This is a genomic window from Streptomyces sp. NPDC048696 (assembly GCF_043198895.1).
GTDB lineage: Bacteria > Actinomycetota > Actinomycetes > Streptomycetales > Streptomycetaceae > Streptomyces.
The window spans coordinates 330,932-352,814 of sequence record NZ_JBICVJ010000003.1; the positions used below are offsets into that span (position 1 = coordinate 330,932).

The window sequence follows — 21,883 nt, forward strand, 5'->3', positions numbered from 1 at the left end:
GGTGGCCCGGCGGACCGCCCGTAATCGACAGCTCGGCAGGGGGCTCGGATGACGGCAGTGACCGCGGAGACCGGCACGAACACGCACGGCTCACAGACGGCGGACGACAAGGACGCGGCGGTGTACGCGGCGGCGTTCGACGCGGCCGTGGCCGCCGACGAGCGCATCGAGCCGCGCGACTGGATGCCCGAGGCCTACCGGGCCTCGCTGGTCCGCCAGATAGCGCAGCACGCCCACTCCGAGATCATCGGCATGCAGCCCGAGTCCAACTGGATCACCCGCGCGCCCTCACTGCGCCGCAAGGCGATCCTGATGGCCAAGGTGCAGGACGAGGCGGGCCACGGGCTGTACCTGTACAGCGCGGCCGAAACGCTCGGCGTGAGCCGCGACGAGCTGCTCGACAAGCTCCACTCGGGCCGCCAGAAATACTCGTCGATCTTCAACTACCCCACCCTGACCTGGGCGGACGTCGGCGCCATCGGCTGGCTGGTGGACGGCGCCGCCATCACCAACCAGGTCCCCCTCTGCCGCTGCTCCTACGGGCCGTACGCACGGGCGATGGTCCGCGTCTGCAAGGAGGAGTCCTTCCACCAGCGCCAGGGCTACGAACTGCTCCTCGCCCTCTCCCAGGGCACCGGGGAACAGCACGCCATGGCACAGGACGCGGTGGACCGCTGGTGGTGGCCATCGCTGATGATGTTCGGCCCGCCGGACGACGAGTCGTCCCACTCCGCGCAGTCGATGGCCTGGAAGATCAAGCGGCACTCCAACGACGAGCTGCGCCAGCGATTCGTCGACATCTGCGTCCCCCAGGCCGAGGCACTGGGCCTCACCCTCCCCGACCCCGACCTGCGGTGGAACGAGGAGCGGGGACACCACGACTTCGGGACGATCGACTGGACCGAGTTCTGGGACGTCCTCAAGGGCAACGGCCCCTGCAACGAGCAGCGGCTCACCCAGCGGCGCCGCGCCCACGAAGAAGGCGCCTGGGTCAGGGACGCGGCAGCCGCGTACGCGACGAAGCAGCACAGCAACGGGGAGGCAACGGCATGAGCAGCACACACGACTGGCCGCTGTGGGAGGTGTTCGTGCGCTCGCGCCGCGGACTGTCCCACACCCACGCCGGAAGCCTGCACGCCCCGGACGCCCAGATGGCCCTGCGCAACGCGCGCGACCTGTACACCCGCAGGTCCGAAGGCGTCTCGATCTGGGTGGTGCCGTCCACCGCGGTCACCGCCTCCTCCCCCGACGAGAAGGACTCCTTCTTCGAGCCGGCCGGCGACAAGCCCTACCGCCACCCGACGTTCTACGAGATCCCGGAAGGGGTGAAGCACCTGTGACGCCCCCCGCGAAGGCCACCAACACGGCGCCGACGGCCACCACCGCCCCCCAGTCGCCCGCGCTGCCGCTCGGCGACGACGCCCTGGTGCTCTCGCACCGGCTGGGGGAGTGGGCCGGACACGCCCCCGTCCTGGAGGAGGAAGTGGCGCTGGCGAACATCGCGCTCGACCTGCTCGGCCAGGCCCGGGTGCTGCTCTCCCTGGTGGGCGACGAGGACGAGCTGGCGTATCTGCGCGAGGAGCGGGCCTTCCGCAACCTCCAGCTGGTCGAACAGCCCAACGGCGACTTCGCGCACACCATCGCCCGCCAGCTCTACTTCTCGACCTACCAGAAGCTGCTCTACGGACAGCTCGCCACCGGCGACAGCGAGCTCGCCGGGCTCGCGGCCAAGGCGGTCAAGGAAGTCGCCTACCACCAGGACCACGCCGAGCAGTGGACCCTGCGCCTGGGCGACGGCACCGAGGAGAGCCATCGGCGGATGCAGCGGGCGTGCGAGGCACTGTGGCGGTTCACCGGCGAGATGTTCCAGCCGCTCGACGGCATCGACATCGACTGGCAGGAGACCGAAGCGACCTGGCTCGCCTCCGTCACCGCGGTGCTCCAGCAGGCCACACTGACCGTCCCCGAAGGACCCAGGAGCGGCGCCTGGGCCGCCGGAGCCGGCCGCCAGGGCCTGCACACCGAACCGTTCGGGCGGATGCTCGCCGAAATGCAGCACCTGCACCGCAGCCACCCGGGGGCGACATGGTGACCGACACGGCCACGGCCGACATGACACCGCTGGAACAGGAACTGGCCCGGCTCGCCGGCTCGGTCCCCGACCCGGAGCTGCCCGTACTCACCCTGGCGGAACTGGGCGTGCTGCGCGGCGTGCACCTGGAAGGCCCCGGCAAGGTCACCGTCCAGCTGACCCCCACCTACACCGGCTGCCCGGCCATCGAAGCGATGTCCAGCGACATCGAACAGATCCTGCACGAGAACGGGATACCGGACGTCGCCGTCATCCGCGTCCTGTCCCCCGCCTGGTCGACGGACGACATCAGCGCCGAAGGCCGCCGCAAGCTCGCCGAGTTCGGCATAGCGCCACCGCGGCCCCAGACAGCCGAAGGTCCGGTCGCGCTCACCCTCTCCGTGCGCTGCCCGCACTGCGGCTCCACCGACACCGAACTGCTGAGCCGGTTCTCCTCCACCGCCTGCAAGGCACTGCGCCGCTGCGTGAGCTGCCGCGAACCGTTCGACCACTTCAAGGAGTTGTAGATGTTCCATCCACTCCGGGTGAGCGAGGTCGAACGGCTCACGGACGACTCGGTGACCGTCACCTTCGACGTGCCGCCGGAGCTGCGCGAGGCCTACCGCCACCGGCCGGGCCAGCACCTCGCCCTGCGCCGCATAGTCGAGGGCGAGGAGATCCGCCGCACCTACTCGATCTGCGCACCCGCCGTGGAGCACCCGGCTCCGCCCGTACTGCGCGTGGGCATCCGCCTGGTCGAGGGCGGCGAGTTCTCCACGTACGCCTTCAAGGAACTCGCCGTGGGCGACGTCGTCGACGTCATGGAACCGATGGGCCGCTTCATCCTGGAACCGCGCGCGGGGTATTTCGTGGCCGTCGTCGGCGGCAGCGGCATCACCCCGGTCCTGTCGATCGCCACGACGTTGCTGGAGCGCGAACCCCAGGCCAGGTTCTGCCTCATACGCAGCGACCGCACCGTCGCGTCCACCATGTTCCTGGAAGAGACGGCCGACCTTAAGGACCGCTTCCCCGACCGGTTCCAGCTGGTCAACGCGCTCTCCCGGGAAGAGCAGCAGTCCGGTCTGCCCTCCGGACGGCTCGACCAGGAACGTCTCACCGGGCTGCTGCCCGCGCTGCTCCCGGTGGAGGAAGTCGACGGCTGGTACCTGTGCGGACCGTTCGGCCTGGTCCAGGCGGCCGAACGAGCCCTACGCGGACTGGGCGTGGCACGGGGCCGGATCCACGAGGAGATCTTCCACGTCGACGAGGCACCGGTGCAGAGCACGGCCGCGGCATCGGCCCCGGCGCACGCCACCCTGACCGCGACCCTGCACGGCCGCTCCGGCACCTGGCCGGTCCAGGAGGGCGAGAAGTTGCTGGACACGGTGCTGCGCGCCCGCGCGGACGCTCCGTACGCCTGCAAGGGCGGGGTATGCGGGACCTGCCGGGCGTTCCTGGTCTCGGGCGAGGTGCGGATGGACCGCAACTTCGCCCTGGAGGAGGACGAGACGGAGGCGGGCTATGTGCTGGCCTGCCAGTCCCGTCCTGCTACTAAGGAAGTGGAGTTGGACTTCGATCGGTGAGGGGGAGGGGTGGGTCGGGGTGGGGGATGGGGGCGGGGGGGAGGGGGAGGTCCCCCAGGTTCTGCTCAACAGCCCCAGGCTCTGCCCGACAGTCAGCCGCCTCAACATTCCGTGACTGTCGCATTCCAATCCGCTAGAACCTGTTCTATCTTGACGACCCGTCAGATCCAGTGCGTGTGCAGGCTGCGGGATGCGGGATGCGGATACCGATGCGGGAGGGCAGGGCTGTGGACTTCACCTTCACCGAGGAGCAGCAGGCGGCCGTGGAGGCGGCGCGGGCGGTCTTCTCGGGTGTCGTGCCCGATACGGTGCCCAGCCCCGCGCTCACCCCGGGCGCGGTGGCCGATGACTTCGACCGGCCGCTGTGGGCCAAGCTCGCCGAGTCGGACCTGCTGAGCCTGGTCATCGGCCCGGAGTACGGCGGCGCGGGGCTCGATCCGATTGCCCTCTGTCTGGTGCTGCGCGAGTCGGCGAAGGTGCTGGCCCGGGTGCCGCTCCTGGAGACCAGCGCTGTCGCGATGGCCGTAGAGCGATACGGAAGCACCGAGTTGGCGCGGGAGCTGCTGCCGGCCGTCGGCCGGGGCGAGCTGGTACTCACCGTCGGCGCCAGCGGCCGCACCGGACACGACCCCGCCGAACTCGGGGTCACCGCTCAGCTGGTAACCGGCGAAAGCGGTGGTGGGGAAGGCAGTTGGGTGCTCGACGGCGTACAGACCGCCGTGCCGTGGGCGTACAGCGCGGACCGTATCGCCGTGCCCGCGCACACCGGCGAGGGCCGCGCCGTACTCGCCCTGATCCCCCGCGTACACGAAGGGCTCACCCTCGCCGAACAGTTCTCCACCAGCGGGGAACGCTTCGCCGAGGTCCGCCTCGATTCCGTCCGCGTCAAGGCGGACGCGGTCATCGACGCCGAAGGCGCGTGGGAGTGGCTGCGTGATCTGCTCGCCACCGGCACCTGTGCGCTCGCGCTCGGCCTGGGGACGGGTGTACTGGCGATGACCAGCGAATACACGGGAAAACGCGAGCAGTTCGGCTTCCCCGTCGCCACATTCCAGGCAGTCGCCGTCCAGGCTGCCGACCGCTACATCGACCTGCGCGCGATGGAAGCCACGCTGTGGCAGGCGGCGTGGCGCATCAGCACCGGCGCCGCGGGCGCGCTGCCGGCGAGCGGCGACGTATCGGTGGCGAAGATCTGGGCATCCGACGGGGTGCGCAGAGTCGTACAGACCGCTCAGCATCTGCACGGCGGATTCGGCGCCGACACCGACTACCCCTTGCACCGGTACCACGCCTGGGCCAAACAACTGGAACTGTCACTCGGCCCGGCCGCGGCCCATGAGGAAGCGCTCGGGGACTTGCTGGCCGCGCACCCGCTCGCCTCGCCGGACACCCGGGAGCCGGGAGGCCGCCAGGCCACCGGGAGGCCGCCGGAAACGTGACCCGCGAGGACGTGATCGCCAGAAGGCGGTCGTCAGAACGTGATCACTAGAAGGCGGTCGTCAGAACGTGGTCGTCAGAGGACGAAAGCCGGGGTGCCGTTGTCGGTGACCATCGGGCGCCCGGCGCCGTCCCACGCCTGCATGCCACCGTCGACGTTCACGGCGTCGATGCCCTGCTGCACCAGATACTGCGTGACCTGCGCCGAACGCCCGCCGACCCGGCACATCACATACGCCCGGCGCCCGTCCTCGACAGCCTGGGTCACCTCACCGAACCGCGATACGAACTCGCTCATCGGCACATGCAGCGCGCCCTCGACATGCCCGGCCGCCCACTCGTCGTCCTCACGGACATCCAGCACCAGGGCGTCGGCCGGCACGGCAGCGACATCCACCGACGGCAGCTGGGCGAAATTCATGGGTCATGCCTTCTCTCGTACGTATCGGCAGGTCACTCGTGCCGACGGGGCACGCGCGCCGACAGGGCACTCGCACCGGCTGGTCACTTGTACCGACAGGCCACTCCTACCGGCTGGTCACCTGGAACGCTACTGCACCAGCTCCGCGAGTTCCGCCTCACGACCGGCCACCTCGGCCAGCAGCTGCTCAGCGATCTCATCGAGGAGCCGGTCGGGGTCGTCGGGCGCCATCCGCAGCATCGAGCCGATCGCGCTCTCCTCCAGCTCCCTGGCCAGCACGGCCAGCAGTTCCTTGCGCTGGGCCAGCCACTCAAGGCGGGCGTAGAGCTCCTCGCTCTCGCTGGGCCGCACCTCCTCCGGCACCGGCCCGGCCGCCCACTCCTCCGAGAGCTCCCGCAGCAGCGCTTCGTCGCCGCGCCCATAGGCCGCGTTGACGCGGGCGATGAACTCGTCGCGCCGGGCGCGTTCCCCGTCCTCCTGCGCGAGGTCGGGGTGCGCCTTGCGGGCGAGCTCGCGGTAGAGCCTGCGCGCCTCCTCGCTCGGCCGCACCCGCTTCGGCGGCCGAACCGGCTGGTCGGTGAGCATGGAGGCGGCCTCGGGGGAGAGCCCGTCGGAGTCCATCCAGTCGTGGAACAGTTCCTCGACCCCGGGCATCGGCAGCACCGCGGCCCGCGCCTCACGTGCCTTGCGCAGATCCTCGGGGTCGCCGGTGAGTGCGGCCCTGGCCTCGGCGATCTGGGCGTCGAGCTCGTCGAGCCGGGCGTACATCGGGCCGAGCTTCTGGTGGTGCAGGCGGGAGAAGTTCTCCACCTCCACCCGGAAGGTCTCCACCGCGATCTCGAACTCGATCAACGCCTGCTCGGCCGCCCGCACAGCCCTGTCCAGCCGGGCTTCGGGCCGCTCCGGGGTCTCCGGGGCCGCCACGTTCTCCGGGGCCTCGGCGGGGGCGGTCGGGGCGGTCGTCTCTTCGGCAGGTTCGTCCGTCACCGGTCCAGCGTACGGGCGCGGGGGGTGGGGGCCCTCCCTCCCCCTCCCCCACCCCTCCCCGCCCCCACCTCACCCCCGCCGCTCACCCCGCCGCTCACGGCGGTGCGACAGCTCGCCCAGCTCACACCGCCGCCTCACACCCCCAGCTCCGCAGCCACCCGCCCGTCCCTGATCGCGGCCAGCAGGGTCGCGTGGTCCGCCTCGGTACGGTCGGCGTACTGGACCGCGAAGCCGGCCACGGCTTCGTCGAGCTCTTCGTTCTTGCCGCAGTACCCGGCTATCAGCCGGGGGTCGGCGCTGTGTGCGTGGGCGCGGGCGAGCAGCGCGCCCGTCATACGGCCGTAGTCGTCCAGCTGGTCCGGGGCGAGCGCGGCCGGGTCCACGCTGCCCTTGCGGTTGCGGAACTGGCGTACCTGGTAGGGCCGTTCGTCGACGGTGGTCCAGCCCAGCAGGATGTCGCTGACGACCTGCATCCGCTTCTGACCGAGGACCACGCGCTGGCCCTCGTGGCTCACGTGCGGCGCGTGGACCCCCGCCTTGGCCAAGTGCGGCAGCAGGGCCGAGGGCCGGGCCTCCTTCACCTGAAGCACCAGGGGCTCGCCCCGGTGATCGAGGAGCAGCACGACATATGACCGTGTTCCGACGCTGCCGGTGCCGACGACCCGGAAGGCCACGTCGTGTATCGCGTACCGCGCGAGCAGCGGCAGGCGGTCTTCCGACAGGGTCTTCAGGTACTCGCCGAGCGAGGCGGCGACCGCGGCGGCCTCCGCGTCGGGCACCCGGCGCAGGACCGGCGGCGCGTCGAGGAAGCGGCGGTGGCCGTCGGGGCTCTGCTGGGTCGCCTTGGCGGCGAAGCGCGCACTGGTGTTGTTGCGGGCCTTGGCCGACACCCGCTCCAGGGTGCCGAGCAGGTCCCGGGCGTCGGTGTGGGAGACGAGTTCCTCGTCGGCTATCGCGTTCCACGCGTCCAGCACCGGCAGCTTCGCCAGCAGCCGCATGGTCCGGCGGTAGGCGCCGACCGCGTCGTACGCGGCGGCGCGGCAGGTGTCCTCGTCGGCGCCCGCGGCCCGGCCGGCCAGGACGAGCGAGGCCGCGAGGCGCTTGAGGTCCCATTCCCAGGGGCCGGGCACGGTCTCGTCGAAGTCGTTCAGGTCGATGACGAGTCCGCCGCGCGCGTCGCCGTAGAGGCCGAAGTTCGCCGCGTGGGCGTCGCCGCAGAGCTGGGCGCCGATGCCGGTGGTCGGGGTGCCGACCAGGTCGTGGGCCATGAGTCCGGCGGCGCCGCGCAGGAACGCGAACGGGGAGGCGGCCATCCGGCCGACCCGGATCGGGGTGAGCTCGGCCACCCGGCCCCGGTTCGACTCCTCGACGGCGCGGACGGCGTCCGGCCGGTCGGCGGAGAGCGCCAGCGCGTTGTGCGAGGCGCGGGGCACGCGGTCGCGCAGGGCCTTGCCGTCGCCCTTCGGCGAGCCGGGCGCGCGGTCCGCTCCCCGGCCGTTGCGGTGCCGGAAGCCCGGTACGTGCGGTATCCGGATCTGCCCGCCGTCGGGCACCGCTCGCAGTACCGGAATCACCGCCTCGACATCGCTCATCGCGTGCCGCCTCCCCCGTCCTCGTACAACATCAACAGCTCGACTGCCATGACCGTACAGGCGGTGGACGATGGGCGTCTCCCCCTGTGGATAACTCCCGTCGGCGGCCATACCGCAGGCCACCGGCGGGAGTTGTCCACAGATCTGTCCACGACCTGTCCACGGATCCGTCCCTGGATCCATCCACGATCCGTCCACTGAGTCGGCCGCTCAGACAGCGACCGCTTCCTCCAGCTCTTCCTCCACCTCGTCGTCCTCCCCTTGGCCTTCGCGAGCCTCGTCCCGGCCACCGGCGTCACCGCTCACCGCAGCCGATCCCGCGGTCGGCACACCAGCCGGCGCCGCCACCGCGCCCCGCCGCGCTCGCGCCTCGGCCACGGCCGCGATGCCCAGCAGCGCGATGCCCGCCAGCAGCCACAGCGTCAGGACCAGCACATGGCCGCCGAGGCCGTGGCCCGCGAAGTACACGTGGCTGCGGGTGCCTTCGACGAATCCGGCGCCGTTCCAGAAGGCGTGCAGCGCGCCGAAGAAGCCGGGCTGGAGTTCGGGGCGGAAGATGCCGCCGGAGCTGGTGAAGTTGAGCATCACGAAGAGCACCATCACGCCGAGCGTGGTCCACCGCTTCAAGAACGTGTGCAGCCCGACGCCGATGAGCAGGATCCCGGCCGAGTACAGCCACGACATGGCCCACACGCCGCCGAGACCGTGCTCGACGAGGTGGAACATCGGGCCCGCGAAGACCGCGCCGATGCCGCTGACCAGGAGCGACATGCCCAGTGCCAGCAGCGCCCTGATGCGCAGCGCGAGCACCGCGCCGGCGCCGCCGATCACCGCGACGGACGCGTACGAGCCGATGCTGAGCGCCACCAGCAGGAAGAAGATGCCCTGTCCGGTGGGGTCGCCCTTCGCGAGGTCGGTCACGTCGGTCACCTTGAGGGGCGCGTTCTGCGCCGCCGCGACCTTGGTGAAGACCTTCTCGACGACGGTGGCGCTGGTGTCGGAGGAGGCGGAGGCGACGAGCAGTTCGGGCCTGGCGCCGGGGAGGTACGCGCCGTAGACCTGCTGCTGTTCCAGAGCGTGGACGGCCGTGGACCGGTCGGGCACGGTGCGGACGTCGAGCGCGCCCGCGCCCTTGCCCTGGAGGGTCTGGGCGAGCACCTGCGCGCTGGGGCCCGACCCGACGATGTCGACCCGCAGGTCGTGCGGCTGCGGGCTGTGGAAGGCCCCCAGGTAGGCGAGGCCCATTCCGAGGCACATCAGCAGGGGGGTGAGGAGATGGCCGAGCACATGACGCAGGGGGCTGGAAGCGGTACCGGCGGACACCACGACTCCAATGGTTGGTTTATACAACTCATGCGATACGTTGTACTCTACAACCACTTTCGGGAAAGGGCGAACGCCCAGATCAGCCCCTGCGCCCGGCCGTCACGGCCGGTCATCGGCCAACGGCCGCACCGCTGCCACCCGCGCTACCCGTGCCACCGCCTGCCACGGGCGCTACCCCGCCACTGCCACCGCCGCCGCCACTGCCGACGTTTCACGTGAAACAACGCACAGCACGCCACCGGCCGAGCGCCGGAACGCCCCAAAGCCTCCGCCCCCTACAGCCACATGCCCCCCCCGACAGCCTGGCTTCCCCTACAACCCCGCGTCCCGCGCCAGCAGCGCCGCCTGCACCCGGTTCTCGCACTCCAGCTTCGCCAGGATCCGGCTCACATACGTCTTCACCGTGGCCTCGCTCATATGGAGCCGCTTCCCGGCGTCCGCGTTGGACAGGCCCTCGCCTAGCAGCGCCAGCACGTCCCGCTCCCGCTCGGACAGGACGGCCACCCGGCGCCGCGCCTGCTCACCCCGCGCCGCCGCGCGCCCCGTGGCCAGCTGGTCCACGACATGCCGGGTCGCGGCGGGCGACAGATAGGCGTCCCCGGCCGCGGCCGCACGTACCGCACGGATCAGCTCGGCCGGGGCGGTGTCCTTCAGCAGGAACCCGGCGCCCCCGTGCTCCAGGGCACGCAGCACGTTCTCGCGTTCGCCGAACGTCGTGAGGATGATCACGTGCACCGAGGGGGCCGTCCTGCGCAGCTCGGTCAGCGCGGTCAGCCCGTCCATCACCGGCATCTGGATGTCGAGGAGCACCACGTCGGCGGCGTGGGCGCGCGCCGCCTCGACGGCCTCGCGGCCGTTCGCCGCCTCCGCCGCGACCTCGATGTCCGGGTCCGAGGTGAGAATCATCCTGATCCCCGCGCGGATCAGCGGCTCGTCGTCCGCGATCACGACCTTGATACGCGGCCCCCGAGGCCCACGCGCACCCTGCACGCCGCCCCCACCACCCCCGCCGCCCGCGCCGCCCGGACCGAGTGGACCCGTCTGTGGACCCGTCACTCCTGCTCCCGTCCTGGCGCCGCGCTACCGCTCGACGTCGTACGCCTTCTTCTCGATCAGCTTGCCGTCCTTGAAGCAGAACCGGAAAACCGGCTCGCTCTTCAGGCTGTCCCCGGTCTCCGAGGACATCAGCACCAGGCACTTCGACCCGGCGGGCTCGGCCGGGCCCTTGCCGGACAGACCGCTCGTCAGGAAGGTGTCGCCCTTCGGGAGCCGGTCGCGTACGGCGTGCTCGGCCGTGCCCACCTTGATCTTCTCGTACTCGGACGGGTCGATCACGGCCTTCTCCGCCGACCCGGCGAGGAAGAAGAGCCCGACGCCCGCGGCCACCACCAGCAGGACCACCGCCGCGAACGCGATCCCGCATCCCAGCGCGATGCCGCCGCCCCTGCTCCTGCTGCTCATGGCCAACTCCCTCTCCGCGACCTTCAGGTCGACGTCCCACCCGACGCGCGAGCCGGCCCCTTGCCGGCCGGTCCGCGTCGGCCCGGCCGGACCACCGTCGCCGAGCGGCACCTCCCGCGACTGCTGCCGGAAGTCGTCCGCCGCGTCGACGAAGGTCGCCGACTCCGCCGCCCCGTACGGCAGGACGCCCGCCACCCGGAAGCCGCCTTCGTGGGTGCGCCCGGTGTGGACCATGCCGCCGACCAGCCGGGCCCGCTCGTGCAGCCCCGTCAGGCCCTGGCCGCCGCTGACCACCTCGTCCGCGGGCGGCTCGGCGACCGGCCCGTTGACGACCTCGACGACGAGGGAGTCGGGCTCGTAGCGCAGTTCGACCGCGATGGGGGCGCCGGGGGCGTGCTTGTAGGCGTTGGTGAGCGCCTCCTGGACGATCCGGTACGCGGCGTGGTCGGAGGCGGCGGCCAGCTGCCGGGGCTCCCCCGTCTCCCGCAGCTCCACCGCGGTGCCCGCCGCCCGCGCGGCCGCCACCAGCGCCTCGACGCCCGCGGTGCCCCGGGCGGCGCGCTGCGCCTCGTCGGCCTGGTCCGGCGCCTCGACGCCGTCGCGCAGGATGCCGACGACCTCGCGCAGTTCGTGCATCGCGGCGACCGACGCCTCCCGCAGCACGCCGACGGCCTCGCGCTGGCGGCCCGTCAGCGCGGGATCGACTTCCAGCGCCCCGGTGTGCACGGAAATCAGCGCCAGCTGGTGGCCGAGGCTGTCGTGCATGTCCTGGGCGATGCGCTGGCGCTCGCGCAGCCGCGCCTGTCCGGCGACAATCGCGCGCTCGCGCAGCAGCTGCACGTTGCGCTCCCGCATGGTCTGCAGCAGGGTGCGCCGCTGGTACCAGTAACGGCTGGCGAGGCCCGGTACGACGACCATCATCACGAAGAAGAGCGCCGCGAACAGGCCGAGGAGGAGCGGCGGCCCCTCCCCGTGCTCGGCGACCTCAGTGACCGCCAGATACGCGGCGAACGCGCCGCAGAACGCGAGCAGCGCCCGCCCCGCCCCGATGATCCGGCGCCCGGACGAGCAGGCCACGATCAACAGCAGCAGCGTGGCCCCGGGGCTGACCCCGGACAGCGCCGATGTGGCGACCAGCACACCCGCGGGGAAGCGGCGGCGCAGCGGTGACAGGGCGAGGACGGCGGCCGCCTCCAGGACCGGCAGCACCACACCGCCGTGGACCGCCGAGCTCAGCGCGGCGGCCGGGGCGGCGAGGCCGAGGGCGAGCGCCGACTCGCCGACGATCCTGCGGCGCGTCCAGCGCTGCGGCCCGGCCAGTCGGCGTCGGGCGTCCCGCAGGCCGTCCCGGATTCTCGATGACACATCCACGCCCGCACCCTAGGCAGCGGACCCGTGCCCGGACGGCTCTCTTTGGTCGCGCCCCGCCGAGACGAAAGTCTCCGCACCGGTCCGCACCGGTCCGCACCGTCGGCCGATCCGCCGCGCCGACTCGTACGTACGCGGACATCACCCCGTACACAGTCGCGCGTACGCGCGAAACGCGCACATGAAAAAGCGGAAGCCCCGCCGGTCAATGACCTGCGGGGCTTCCGTTCTGTGGGCGAGGGGGGATTTGAACCCCCACGTCCCGAAGGACACTGGCACCTGAAGCCAGCGCGTCTGCCGTTCCGCCACTCGCCCGAGTGGTGTCCAGTTCTTCGAACCGTTTCGGTCCGTTTCCCTGGCGACGTCGAGAAGATTAGCACGCTGCGCAGGGTGGATTCACATCCGTTGTTTCCGGCGCCCCTGGAGGGCACAAGAGGAAGGGAGGAGACGGGCGCGGGCGACGACAAGGGGGGCACACAGGAACGTCACAGGGACCTCGGGGCAACCCATACCGGCGCCACCCACTCCTCCACGGTGCACCCCGGGTGCGGGACACTGTCCGGAGGCCACCTCTACGATCCGTGTGAGAGGTGACACTCGTCCACCGGTCACAGAAGGGGAACCAGCCGATTTCCCGACGCGTGGATACGATCAGTAAGCAGTACCAGGACGACATCGACGGAGGAGGTGCCCCATGGGAGTCCTGAAGCGTTTCGAGCAGCGTCTCGAAGGCCTGGTCAACGGCACCTTCGCGAAGGTCTTCAAGTCCGAGGTCCAGCCCGTCGAGATCGCCGGCGCCCTCCAGCGCGAGTGCGACAACAACGCGACGATCTGGAACCGTGAGCGGACCGTCGTCCCCAACGACTTCATCGTCGAGCTGAGCGCGCCCGACTACGAGCGGCTCAGCCCGTACTCGGGCCAGCTGGGCGACGAGCTGTCCGGCCTGGTCCGCGACTACGCCAAGCAGCAGCGCTACACGTTCATGGGGCCGATCAAGGTCCACCTGGAGAAGGCCGACGATCTCGACACCGGCCTGTACCGGGTGCGCAGCCGCACCCTCGCCTCCAGCACCGACCAGCAGGACCTGCACAGCCAGCAGGAGCAGTTCGGCGGCCGGCCCCCGGGCCCCGCGCGTCCCGCTCCCGCCGCACCGCCGCAGTCCCCCCAGGGCCGCGGCGGCTACGGCTATCCGCCGGCCGCCGCGCCGCCGATGCCGGCCTCCCCGCCGCCCGGCGGGAACGGCGGCCCCGGCCGTCCGGGAGCGGACCGCCGTCCGGCGGCTCCGGGCCCCATGCCGGGTTCCCCGGTGCGGCGCTGGATCGAGATCAACGGCACCCGCCACCAGATCTCCCGCCCGACGCTGGTGCTGGGTCGCAGCACCGACGCCGATGTGCGGATCGACGACCCCGGCGTCTCGCGCCGGCACTGTGAGATCCGGACCGGAACGCCCTCGACGATCCAGGATCTCGGGTCCACCAACGGCATCGTGGTGGACGGGCAGCACACCACCCGCGCTACGCTCCGCGACGGCTCGCGGATCGTCGTGGGCAGCACCACCATCGTTTACCGGCAAGCCGAAGGGTGAAGCGGGGGCAATGTCAGAGCTGACCCTCACGGTCATGCGGTTGGGTTTCCTCGCCGTACTGTGGCTGTTCGTCATCGTGGCCGTCCAGGTCATCCGCAGCGACCTGTTCGGTACGCGCGTCACCCAGCGCGGTTCGCGCCGGGGCGGCGACACGGGCCGCCAGCAGACCGGCCGGCAGGCCGCCGCCGCCGCGCCGCCGCAGCAGCGCGGCCAGCAGGCCCCGCCGTCCGGCGGCCGCCAGCGCCGCGGAGCCCCCACCAAGCTGGTGGTCTCCGAGGGCACGCTGACCGGCACCACGGTGGCGCTGCAGGGCCAGACCATCACGCTGGGCCGGGCGCACGACTCGACGATCGTCCTCGACGACGACTACGCGTCCAGCCGGCATGCCAGGATCTACCCGGACCGGGACGGCAATTGGATCGTCGAGGATCTCGGGTCCACCAACGGCACCTACCTGGACCGGACCCGGCTCACCACCCCGACCCCGATTCCGCTGGGCGCGCCGATCCGCATCGGCAAGACCGTCATCGAGCTGCGGAAGTAGTACGACAATGAGCGAGCGGAGCGAGCGAGCCGCGGCGGTCCGGACGACGGACCGGGGCGGGCTCCCGACCGGAGGGTGGGCAGTGTGGCTCGACAAGACCGGCTGTACCCCGAGCCGACGGGCGAGGTGCGTATGAGTCTCTCCCTGCGCTTCGCCGCCGGATCCCACAAGGGCATGATCCGCGAGGGCAACGAGGACTCCGGTTACGCGGGTCCGCGGCTGCTCGCGATCGCCGACGGCATGGGCGGCCAGGCCGCCGGCGAGGTCGCCTCGTCCGAGGTGATCTCCACCCTGGTCACGCTCGACGACGATGTGCCCGGCTCCGACATCCTCACCTCGCTCGGTACGGCGGTGCAGCGCGCCAACGACCAGCTGCGCATGATGGTCGAGGAGGACCCCCAGCTGGAGGGGATGGGCACCACGCTCACCGCTCTGCTGTGGACGGGCCAGCGCCTGGGCCTGGTGCACGTGGGCGACTCGCGCGCGTATCTGCTGCGCGACGGTGTGCTCACCCAGATCACGCAGGACCACACCTGGGTGCAGCGGCTCGTCGACGAGGGCCGCATCACCGAGGAGGAGGCGACCACGCATCCGCAGCGCTCGCTGCTGATGCGCGCGCTGGGCAGCGGCGACCACGTCGAGCCGGATCTGTCGATCCGCGAGGTGCGGGCGGGCGACCGCTATCTGATCTGCTCCGACGGCCTGTCGGGGGTGGTCTCGCATCAGACGATGGAGGACACCCTCGCCAGCTACCAGGGCCCGCAGGAGACGGTGCAGGAGCTCATCCAGCTCGCGCTGCGCGGCGGCGGCCCGGACAACATCACGGTGATCGTGGCCGACGTCCTGGACGTCGACTCCGGCGACACCCTGGCCGGCCAGCTCAGCGACACCCCGGTGATCGTGGGCGCGGTCGCCGAGAACCAGCTTCAGCTCAACGACGGCGGGGCGATGCAGACCCCCGCGGGCCGCGCCTCGGGGCTCGGCCGTGCGACCCCGCCGCAGGGGGGCTTCGGCCCGCCCGGCAGCGGTGACGACTCCGGCTACGGCGCCCCGCCCGAGGGCGCCTTCGGCGCCTACACGGACGACGACTTCGTGAAGCCGCGCCGCGGCAGGTGGCTGCGCAGATCCGCCTACATCGTGCTCGCGCTGGCGGTGGTCGGCGGCGGTCTGTACGGCGGTTACCGCTGGACGCAGACGCAGTACTTCGTCGGCACCAAGGACGAGCACGTGGCTCTCTACCAGGGCATCAGCCAGGACCTCGCCTGGGTGAAGCTGTCGAAGGTGGAGACCGACCACCCGGAGATCGAACTCAAGTACCTGCCGCCGTACCAGCGCAAGCAGGTCGAGTCGACGATCGCGGAGAGCAGCCTCTCCAAGGCGCAGGCCAAGATCACCGAGCTGTCGACGCAGGCGTCGGCGTGCAAGAAGGACGAACAGCGGCGCGCCGCCGAGAGCCAGAACCCGCCGAAGACCGGTACGACGGCCACACCGTCGCCGTCCGGCAAGCCCGGTTCCACCAAGACCACCGCCACTCCCACGCCCGGCCCCAGCCTCTCGGAGGATGAGCAGAAGCTGGTCCCGCAGTGCGGTAAGCAGTAGGCAGCCGTAGGGGGCCTTTCCACACCATGAGCGTTGTCACCAACACGACCACCATCGGCGCGATCGACGCACCGAGCCGCCGCAACACCGAGCTCGCGCTGCTCGTCTTCGCCGTCGCCATCCCGGTGTTCGCGTACGCCAACGTGGGCCTGGCCATGACCGGCAAACTGCCTTCCGGCATGCTCGGTTACGGGCTGGGCCTCGGGCTGCTCGCGGGCGTCGGACACCTCGTGGTGCGCAAGTTCGCCCCGTACGCGGACCCGCTGCTGCTGCCGCTGGCCACCTTGCTCAACGGTCTCGGTCTGGTGCTGATCTGGCGCCTTGACCAGTCGCCGCGGCTGATCCAGCGGGCCAAGAACCAGTTCGGCGCGTTCAGCCCGGACGCCCCCAAGCAGCTGCTGTACACGGCGATCGGCGTGGCGCTGTTCATCGCCGTGCTGATGCTCCTCAAGGACCACCGGATCCTGCAGCGCTACACCTACATCTCGATGGCGGTGGCGCTGTTCCTGCTGATCCTGCCGATGTTCTTCCCGGCGGTGAACGGCGCGAAGATCTGGATCTCGATCCCCGGCATGGGCACCATCCAGCCCGGCGAGTTCGCGAAGATCATCATCGCGGTGTTCTTCTCCGGCTACCTGATGGTCAAACGCGACGCGCTGGCGCTGGCCAGCCGCCGTTTCATGGGCATGTATCTGCCGCGCGGCCGTGACCTCGGTCCGATCCTCGTGGTGTGGGGCGTCTCGATCCTCATCCTGGTCTTCGAGACCGACCTCGGCACCTCGCTGCTCTTCTTCGGCCTGTTCGTGATCATGCTGTACGTGGCGACCGAGCGCACCAGCTGGATCGTGTTCGGTCTGCTGATGTCGGCGATCGGCGCGGTCGCGGTGGCGTCCTTCGAGCCGCACGTGAAGCTGCGTGTGGACGCCTGGATGGACCCCTTCGGCTGCTACAAGACCACCGGCGCCTGTGAGCAGATCGGCCAGGCGATCATGTCGTTCGGCTCGGGCGGCACCATGGGCACGGGCCTGGGCCAGGGCAACTCCGACCTGATCGGCTTCGCGGCCAACGCCGACTTCATCCTCTCCACGGTCGGCGAGGAGCTGGGCCTGGCCGGGATGATGGCGATCCTGCTGATCTACGGCTTGATCGTGGAGCGGGGCGTGCGCACCGCGCTCGCCGCCCGCGACCCGTTCGGCAAGCTGCTGGCGATCGGCCTCTCCGGTGCCTTCGCGCTCCAGGTCTTCGTGGTCGCCGGCGGTGTCATGGGGCTCATCCCGCTGACCGGTATGACCATGCCGTTCGTCGCACAGGGCGGTTCCTCCGTGATCGCCAACTGGGCGCTGATCGGCATCCTCATCCGGATCAGCGACACCGCCCGGCGTCCCGCGCCCGCCCCCGCCCCGTCCCCCGACGCCGAGATGACCCAGGTGGTCCGACCGTGAACAAGCCCCTGCGACGGATCGCGATCTTCTGCGGGCTGCTGATCATGGCCCTGATGATCCGTGACAACTGGCTCCAGTACGTGCGCGCCGACGAGCTGAACTCGCGCAAGGAGAACCGCCGGGTCCAGATCGAGCGGTTCGCCCACGAGCGCGGCAACATCATCACGGCCGACGGCCAGCCGATGACCTCCTCCAAGGAGACCCAGGGCAGCGACTTCAAGTTCAAGCGCGCCTGGAACAACGGCACCATGTGGTCGCCGGTCACCGGCTACAACTCGCAGGCCTTCGACTCCTCGCAGCTGGAGAACATCGAGGACAAGATCCTCTCGGGCAACGACGACCGGCTCTTCTTCGACCGGACGCTGTCGATGTTCACCGGCGAGAAGAAGCAGGGCGGCAACGTCGTCACCACCCTCAACAGCGCCGCCCAGAAGGCCGCGTTCGAGGGGCTCGGCGACAAGAAGGGCGCGGTCGCGGCCCTGGACCCGCGCACCGGCGCGATCCTGGCCCTGGCCTCGACCCCGTCGTACGACCCGTCGGTGTTCGCGGGGAACTCCAAGGCCGACTCGGACGCCCGCCAGAAGCTGCTCGACGACAAAGACAAGCCCATGCTGAACCGGGCGCTGCGCGAGACCTACCCGCCCGGCTCCACGTTCAAGGTGGTCACCGCGTCGGCCGCGCTGGAGAACAACCTGTACTCCAGCGTGGACGAGGCGACCCGCTCGCCGCTGCCCTTCAAGCTGCCGCAGTCGACGAGCGAGCTGAAGAACGAGGGCAACATCCCCTGCGAGAACGCCACCCTCAAGGTCGCTCTGCAGTACTCGTGCAACACCGTCTTCGGCAAGATCAGCGATGACCTCGGCAACCAGAAGATGATCGACGAGGCCAACAAGTTCGGCTTCAACGACCAGATCTTCACCCCGGTCCGGGCCGACGCCAGCATCTACCCCAAGGACAACCGCCCGCAGAACGCGATGGCGGGCATCGGCCAGGCCTCCAACCGCGCCACCCCGCTGCAGATGGCCATGGTCGCCGCCGCCGTCGCCAACGACGGCAAGCTGATGAAGCCGTACATGGTGGACCAGCTCCAGGCGCCGAACCTGGACGTCCTGACCAAGACCCAGCCGCAGAAGCTGAGCCAGCCGCTGACCGCGGCCAACGCCCAGAAGATCCAGAAGATGATGGAGTTCGTCGTCACGGACGGCACGGGCAAGAAGGGCGCCATCGACGGGGTCACCGTCGGCGGCAAGACCGGTACCGCCCAGCACGGCCTCAACAACAGCGAGAAGCCGTACGCCTGGTTCATCTCGTACGCCAAGACCGACCAGGGCTCCCCAGTCGCGGTCGCCGTGGTGGTCGAGGACGGCGACGCCAATCGCGACGACATCTCCGGCGGCGGCCTGGCGGCCCCGATCGCCAAGGCCGTGATGAAGGCGGTGCTCAAGAAGTGATCTGAGGGATGTTTCACGTGAAACGGTCCTCGTTTCACGTGAAACGTCGCTCGCGCCCTGTACCGGTCCGGTATCAGCTGACGGTCAGGGACAGATCCGCCACCGCTGCCCGGTAGCGTATGCGCGAACAGCACACCGCCGGACCACACACACGGGTGCGGTCGGGACTGACGGAGAGGGCTGGAACGTTATGGAAGAGCCGCGTCGCCTCGGCGGCCGGTACGAGCTGGGCCAGGTGCTCGGCCGTGGTGGCATGGCGGAGGTCTACCTCGCGCACGACACCCGGCTCGGCCGCACTGTCGCCGTGAAGACGCTGCGGGCCGACCTCGCCCGCGACCCGTCCTTCCAGGCCCGGTTCCGCCGTGAGGCCCAGTCCGCCGCCTCGCTCAACCACCCGGCGATCGTCGCTGTCTACGACACCGGCGAGGACTACGTCGACAACATCTCCATCCCGTACATCGTGATGGAGTACGTCGACGGGTCCACCCTGCGTGAGCTGCTGCACTCCGGGCGCAAGCTGCTGCCCGAGCGCACGCTGGAGATGACCGTAGGCATCCTCCAGGCCCTGGAGTACTCCCACCGCGCCGGCATCGTCCACCGCGACATCAAGCCGGCGAACGTCATGCTGACGCGCACCGGCCAGGTCAAGGTCATGGACTTCGGCATCGCCCGCGCCATGGGCGACTCCGGCATGACGATGACGCAGACCGCCGCCGTCATCGGCACCGCCCAGTACCTCTCCCCGGAGCAGGCCAAGGGCGAGCAGGTCGACGCCCGCTCCGACCTGTACTCGACCGGCTGCCTGCTGTACGAGCTGCTGACGGTGCGGCCGCCCTTCGTCGGCGACTCGCCGGTCGCGGTCGCCTACCAGCACGTACGGGAAGAGCCGCAGCCGCCGAGCAACTTCGACCCCGAGATCACGCCCGAGATGGACGCCATCGTCCTGAAGGCGCTGGTCAAGGACCCGGACTACCGCTATCAGTCGGCCGATGAGATGCGCGCCGACATCGAGGCGTGCCTGGACGGCCAGCCGGTCGCCGCGACCGCCGCCATGGGCTCGGTCGGCTACGGCGGCTACGACGCGTACACCTCGGGCCCCCCGGACCAGCCGACCACCGCGCTGCGCGCGACGGACGCGGCGGGCCAGACCTCCATGCTGCCCCCCGTCAACCCGGACGACGGCGGCTACGGCTACGACGACCGCCCGGACCGCCGCCGCCAGAAGAAGTCGCACACCTCGACGATCCTGCTGGTGCTCGCGGGCGTCCTGGTGCTGGTCGGCGCGATCCTGATCGGCAAGTCGGTCTTCGGCGGAGGCGGCGACAGCGGCCAGGTGCCGGTGCCGCAGCTGGTCGGCGAGACCCAGAAGTCGGCCGAGACCCTGACGACGAACGTCGGTCTGAAGCTGACCGTCTCCAAGACGGAGCCCTGCGCCGACCAGCCCAAGGGCAACGTCTGCAGCCAGAGTCCGACCAGCGGCAAGCTGAAGAAGGGCGACGCCGTCTCGGTCGTCGTCTCGACCGGCGCGCCCAAGGTCGAGGTGCCGGACGTCACGGAGAAGAAGCAGGACAACGCCAAGGAGATCCTCACGGGCAAGGGCTTCGACGTGAAGACCACCACGGTCGAGTCCGACCAGGAGGAGGGCACGGTCGTCTCGCAGGACCCGCAGGGCGGCCAGCAGGTCGAGAAGGGCACCTCCGTGACCCTCTCGATCGCCAAGAAGAAGACGACGAAGATTCCCGACGTCGTGGGCACCGACTACAACGCGGCCGTGGCACAGCTCAACGGGCTCGGGTTCACCAGCGTCTCCCGCCAGGACGTCGACTCGGACAAGCCCGCGAACCAGGTCGTCGACGAGAGCCCCAAGGGCAACACCAACCAGACGAAGGACGTCCAGATCGTCCTGAAGGTCTCCAAGGGCCCGCAGACGCCCCAGCAGGTCCCGGTGCCGCAGCTGTTCGGCAAGACGGTCAAGCAGGCCACCGAGATGCTCAACGCGGCCGGGTTCAGCAACATCCAGTTCGCACCCGGCAGTTCGAACGACGACAAGGCCAGGGTCACCTCGCAGACCCCGGCGGCCAACACCCCGTCCGACCCGACCACCACGGCGATCGTCCTGACGACGATCGGCGGCCAGAACCAGAACGGGGGCGGCGGCTTCCCGTTCGGCGGCCCCTCCGGCGGCTGACGGGCCGCGCGCCCACCGGCAGCAGGAAGCCCCGGTCCCCTTCGAGGGGGCCGGGGCTTTCCCGTACGTACGAGCAGGGACCGGGCTCTAACGGAGCTCCGCCGGCTTGGTGCGCTTGTCGTCGACCTTCTGGGTGCGGACCAGCTCGCCCCACACGATGTAGCGGTAGTCGGAGGTGTAGACGGGCGTGCAGGTCGTCAGCGTGATGTAGTGGCCCGGCTTCTTCACACCGGACTCCTTGGGCACCGGCTGGAGCACGTCGACGTTGTACTTCGACGTCTCCTTCAGCTCCGCGAACGTCTTGTAGACGTACCAGGTGTCCTTCGTCTCGAAGACGATCGGATCGCCGGTCTTTATCTTGTCGATGTTGTGGAACTTCGCCCCGTGGCCGTCCCGGTGCGCGGCCAGCGTGAAGTTGCCGTTGCCGCCCGCCTGCGGCAGGACCGCCTTCAGCGGGTCGGTGTAGTAGCCCGCGACACCGCCGTTGAGGACGTCGGTGCCGGTGCCCTTCTTGACCAGGACTTCGCCGTTGTGCATCGCGGGGACGTGCAGGAAGCCGATGCCGCCCTTGGTGTCGAGGGCGCCGGGGCCGTTGTTCGCCCAGTCGCGGCGCACGTCCTTGCTCTGCCGGGCGGCCTCGCGGTCCGCTATCACGTTGGTCCACCACAGCGAGTAGACGACGAAGAGGCCGAGCACCAGCCCGGCCGTGATCAGCAGCTCGCCGATGACGCTGACGACCCCCGCGACCACGCCGCGGCGGCGGCGCGCCTGCGGCGGGGCGGGAGCTTCGGTCTGCTGCTCGTCGTGCTCGGTCCTCACTGCCACCGC

Annotated in this window: 19 protein-coding genes and 1 tRNA gene; 12 read left to right on the forward strand and 8 right to left on the reverse strand. The window is 70.5% G+C overall.

Annotated features, from left to right (window positions below):
- Nucleotides 1-48 precede the first annotated feature (48 nt).
- The 6 genes from paaA (at nt 49) to ACGFRG_RS07725 (ending at nt 5,093) form a co-directional block, all read left to right on the forward strand.
- Nucleotides 49-1,053: a 1,2-phenylacetyl-CoA epoxidase subunit PaaA gene (paaA, locus tag ACGFRG_RS07700; protein ID WP_361423217.1), complete on the forward strand. Its 1,005-nt coding sequence runs from the start codon at nt 49-51 to the stop codon at nt 1,051-1,053.
- Nucleotides 1,050-1,340: a 1,2-phenylacetyl-CoA epoxidase subunit PaaB gene (paaB, locus tag ACGFRG_RS07705; protein WP_188276738.1), complete on the forward strand. Its 291-nt coding sequence runs from the start codon at nt 1,050-1,052 to the stop codon at nt 1,338-1,340. Before paaA ends, paaB begins: the two co-directional genes overlap by 4 nt.
- Nucleotides 1,341-1,402: 62 nt before the next feature.
- Nucleotides 1,403-2,092 (forward strand): 1,2-phenylacetyl-CoA epoxidase subunit PaaC, encoded by a 690-nt coding sequence (gene paaC, locus ACGFRG_RS07710; protein ID WP_393262713.1) that lies wholly within the window; start codon nt 1,403-1,405, stop codon nt 2,090-2,092.
- Complete coding sequence (gene paaD / locus ACGFRG_RS07715) at nt 2,086-2,598, forward strand: 1,2-phenylacetyl-CoA epoxidase subunit PaaD (protein ID WP_361423213.1); 513 nt, start codon at nt 2,086-2,088, stop codon at nt 2,596-2,598. The genes paaC and paaD overlap by 7 nt, the downstream gene beginning before the upstream one ends.
- Nucleotides 2,599-3,654: a 2Fe-2S iron-sulfur cluster-binding protein gene (locus ACGFRG_RS07720; RefSeq protein ID WP_393262295.1), complete on the forward strand. Its 1,056-nt coding sequence runs from the start codon at nt 2,599-2,601 to the stop codon at nt 3,652-3,654.
- A gap of 227 nt (nt 3,655-3,881) precedes the next feature.
- On the forward strand, nt 3,882-5,093 hold the full coding sequence (locus ACGFRG_RS07725; protein WP_393262715.1) for an acyl-CoA dehydrogenase family protein: 1,212 nt from the start codon (nt 3,882-3,884) through the stop codon (nt 5,091-5,093).
- 74 nt (nt 5,094-5,167) lie between these two features.
- Here ACGFRG_RS07725 and ACGFRG_RS07730 read toward each other — a convergent pair whose 3' ends face one another.
- The 7 genes from ACGFRG_RS07730 to ACGFRG_RS07760 all read right to left on the reverse strand — a co-directional run bounded on the left by ACGFRG_RS07730 (nt 5,168) and on the right by ACGFRG_RS07760 (nt 12,561).
- Nucleotides 5,168-5,512 carry a rhodanese-like domain-containing protein gene (locus ACGFRG_RS07730; protein WP_361423207.1) on the reverse strand — a complete coding sequence of 115 codons (345 nt, stop codon included), beginning with the start codon at nt 5,510-5,512 and terminating at the stop codon, nt 5,168-5,170.
- 129 nt (nt 5,513-5,641) lie between these two features.
- Nucleotides 5,642-6,436, reverse strand: a complete 795-nt coding sequence (locus ACGFRG_RS07735) for a hypothetical protein (protein WP_361423447.1) — start codon at nt 6,434-6,436, stop codon at nt 5,642-5,644.
- Between the two features lie 197 nt (nt 6,437-6,633).
- On the reverse strand, nt 6,634-8,091 hold the full coding sequence (locus ACGFRG_RS07740) for a DUF2252 domain-containing protein (protein ID WP_393262298.1): 1,458 nt from the start codon (nt 8,089-8,091) through the stop codon (nt 6,634-6,636).
- A 210-nt stretch (nt 8,092-8,301) separates the two neighbouring features.
- A complete protein-coding gene (locus tag ACGFRG_RS07745; protein ID WP_393262716.1) occupies nt 8,302-9,414 on the reverse strand; it encodes a hypothetical protein in 1,113 nt (370 codons plus the stop codon).
- Nucleotides 9,415-9,729: 315 nt separating this feature from the next.
- Nucleotides 9,730-10,365, reverse strand: a complete 636-nt coding sequence (locus tag ACGFRG_RS07750) for a response regulator (protein WP_393262300.1) — start codon at nt 10,363-10,365, stop codon at nt 9,730-9,732.
- A gap of 132 nt (nt 10,366-10,497) precedes the next feature.
- Nucleotides 10,498-12,249 carry a sensor histidine kinase gene (locus tag ACGFRG_RS07755; protein WP_393262303.1) on the reverse strand — a complete coding sequence of 584 codons (1,752 nt, stop codon included), beginning with the start codon at nt 12,247-12,249 and terminating at the stop codon, nt 10,498-10,500.
- A 229-nt stretch (nt 12,250-12,478) separates the two neighbouring features.
- Nucleotides 12,479-12,561 (reverse strand) — tRNA-Leu (locus ACGFRG_RS07760).
- Between the two features lie 379 nt (nt 12,562-12,940).
- On the opposite strand from ACGFRG_RS07760, the gene ACGFRG_RS07765 reads away from it, so the two are divergent.
- From ACGFRG_RS07765 to pknB, 6 genes are all read left to right on the forward strand, one after another.
- A complete protein-coding gene (locus ACGFRG_RS07765) occupies nt 12,941-13,831 on the forward strand; it encodes a DUF3662 and FHA domain-containing protein (RefSeq protein ID WP_361423195.1) in 891 nt (296 codons plus the stop codon).
- A gap of 10 nt (nt 13,832-13,841) precedes the next feature.
- On the forward strand, nt 13,842-14,375 hold the full coding sequence (locus tag ACGFRG_RS07770) for an FHA domain-containing protein (protein ID WP_067162108.1): 534 nt from the start codon (nt 13,842-13,844) through the stop codon (nt 14,373-14,375).
- A 132-nt stretch (nt 14,376-14,507) separates the two neighbouring features.
- Nucleotides 14,508-15,974, forward strand: coding sequence for a Stp1/IreP family PP2C-type Ser/Thr phosphatase (locus ACGFRG_RS07775; RefSeq protein WP_361423442.1), 1,467 nt, complete (start codon nt 14,508-14,510; stop codon nt 15,972-15,974).
- A 26-nt stretch (nt 15,975-16,000) separates the two neighbouring features.
- Nucleotides 16,001-17,416: an FtsW/RodA/SpoVE family cell cycle protein gene (locus ACGFRG_RS07780; protein WP_361423191.1), complete on the forward strand. Its 1,416-nt coding sequence runs from the start codon at nt 16,001-16,003 to the stop codon at nt 17,414-17,416.
- On the forward strand, nt 17,413-18,867 hold the full coding sequence (locus ACGFRG_RS07785; protein ID WP_361423188.1) for a penicillin-binding transpeptidase domain-containing protein: 1,455 nt from the start codon (nt 17,413-17,415) through the stop codon (nt 18,865-18,867). Before ACGFRG_RS07780 ends, ACGFRG_RS07785 begins: the two co-directional genes overlap by 4 nt.
- 190 nt (nt 18,868-19,057) lie before the next feature.
- Nucleotides 19,058-21,055: a Stk1 family PASTA domain-containing Ser/Thr kinase gene (gene pknB, locus ACGFRG_RS07790; RefSeq protein ID WP_361423185.1), complete on the forward strand. Its 1,998-nt coding sequence runs from the start codon at nt 19,058-19,060 to the stop codon at nt 21,053-21,055.
- A gap of 87 nt (nt 21,056-21,142) precedes the next feature.
- Here the strand turns inward: pknB and ACGFRG_RS07795 are convergent, their stop codons facing one another.
- Nucleotides 21,143-21,880 (reverse strand): class E sortase, encoded by a 738-nt coding sequence (locus tag ACGFRG_RS07795; RefSeq protein ID WP_361423182.1) that lies wholly within the window; start codon nt 21,878-21,880, stop codon nt 21,143-21,145.
- Between the last annotated feature and the right edge of the window lie 3 nt (nt 21,881-21,883).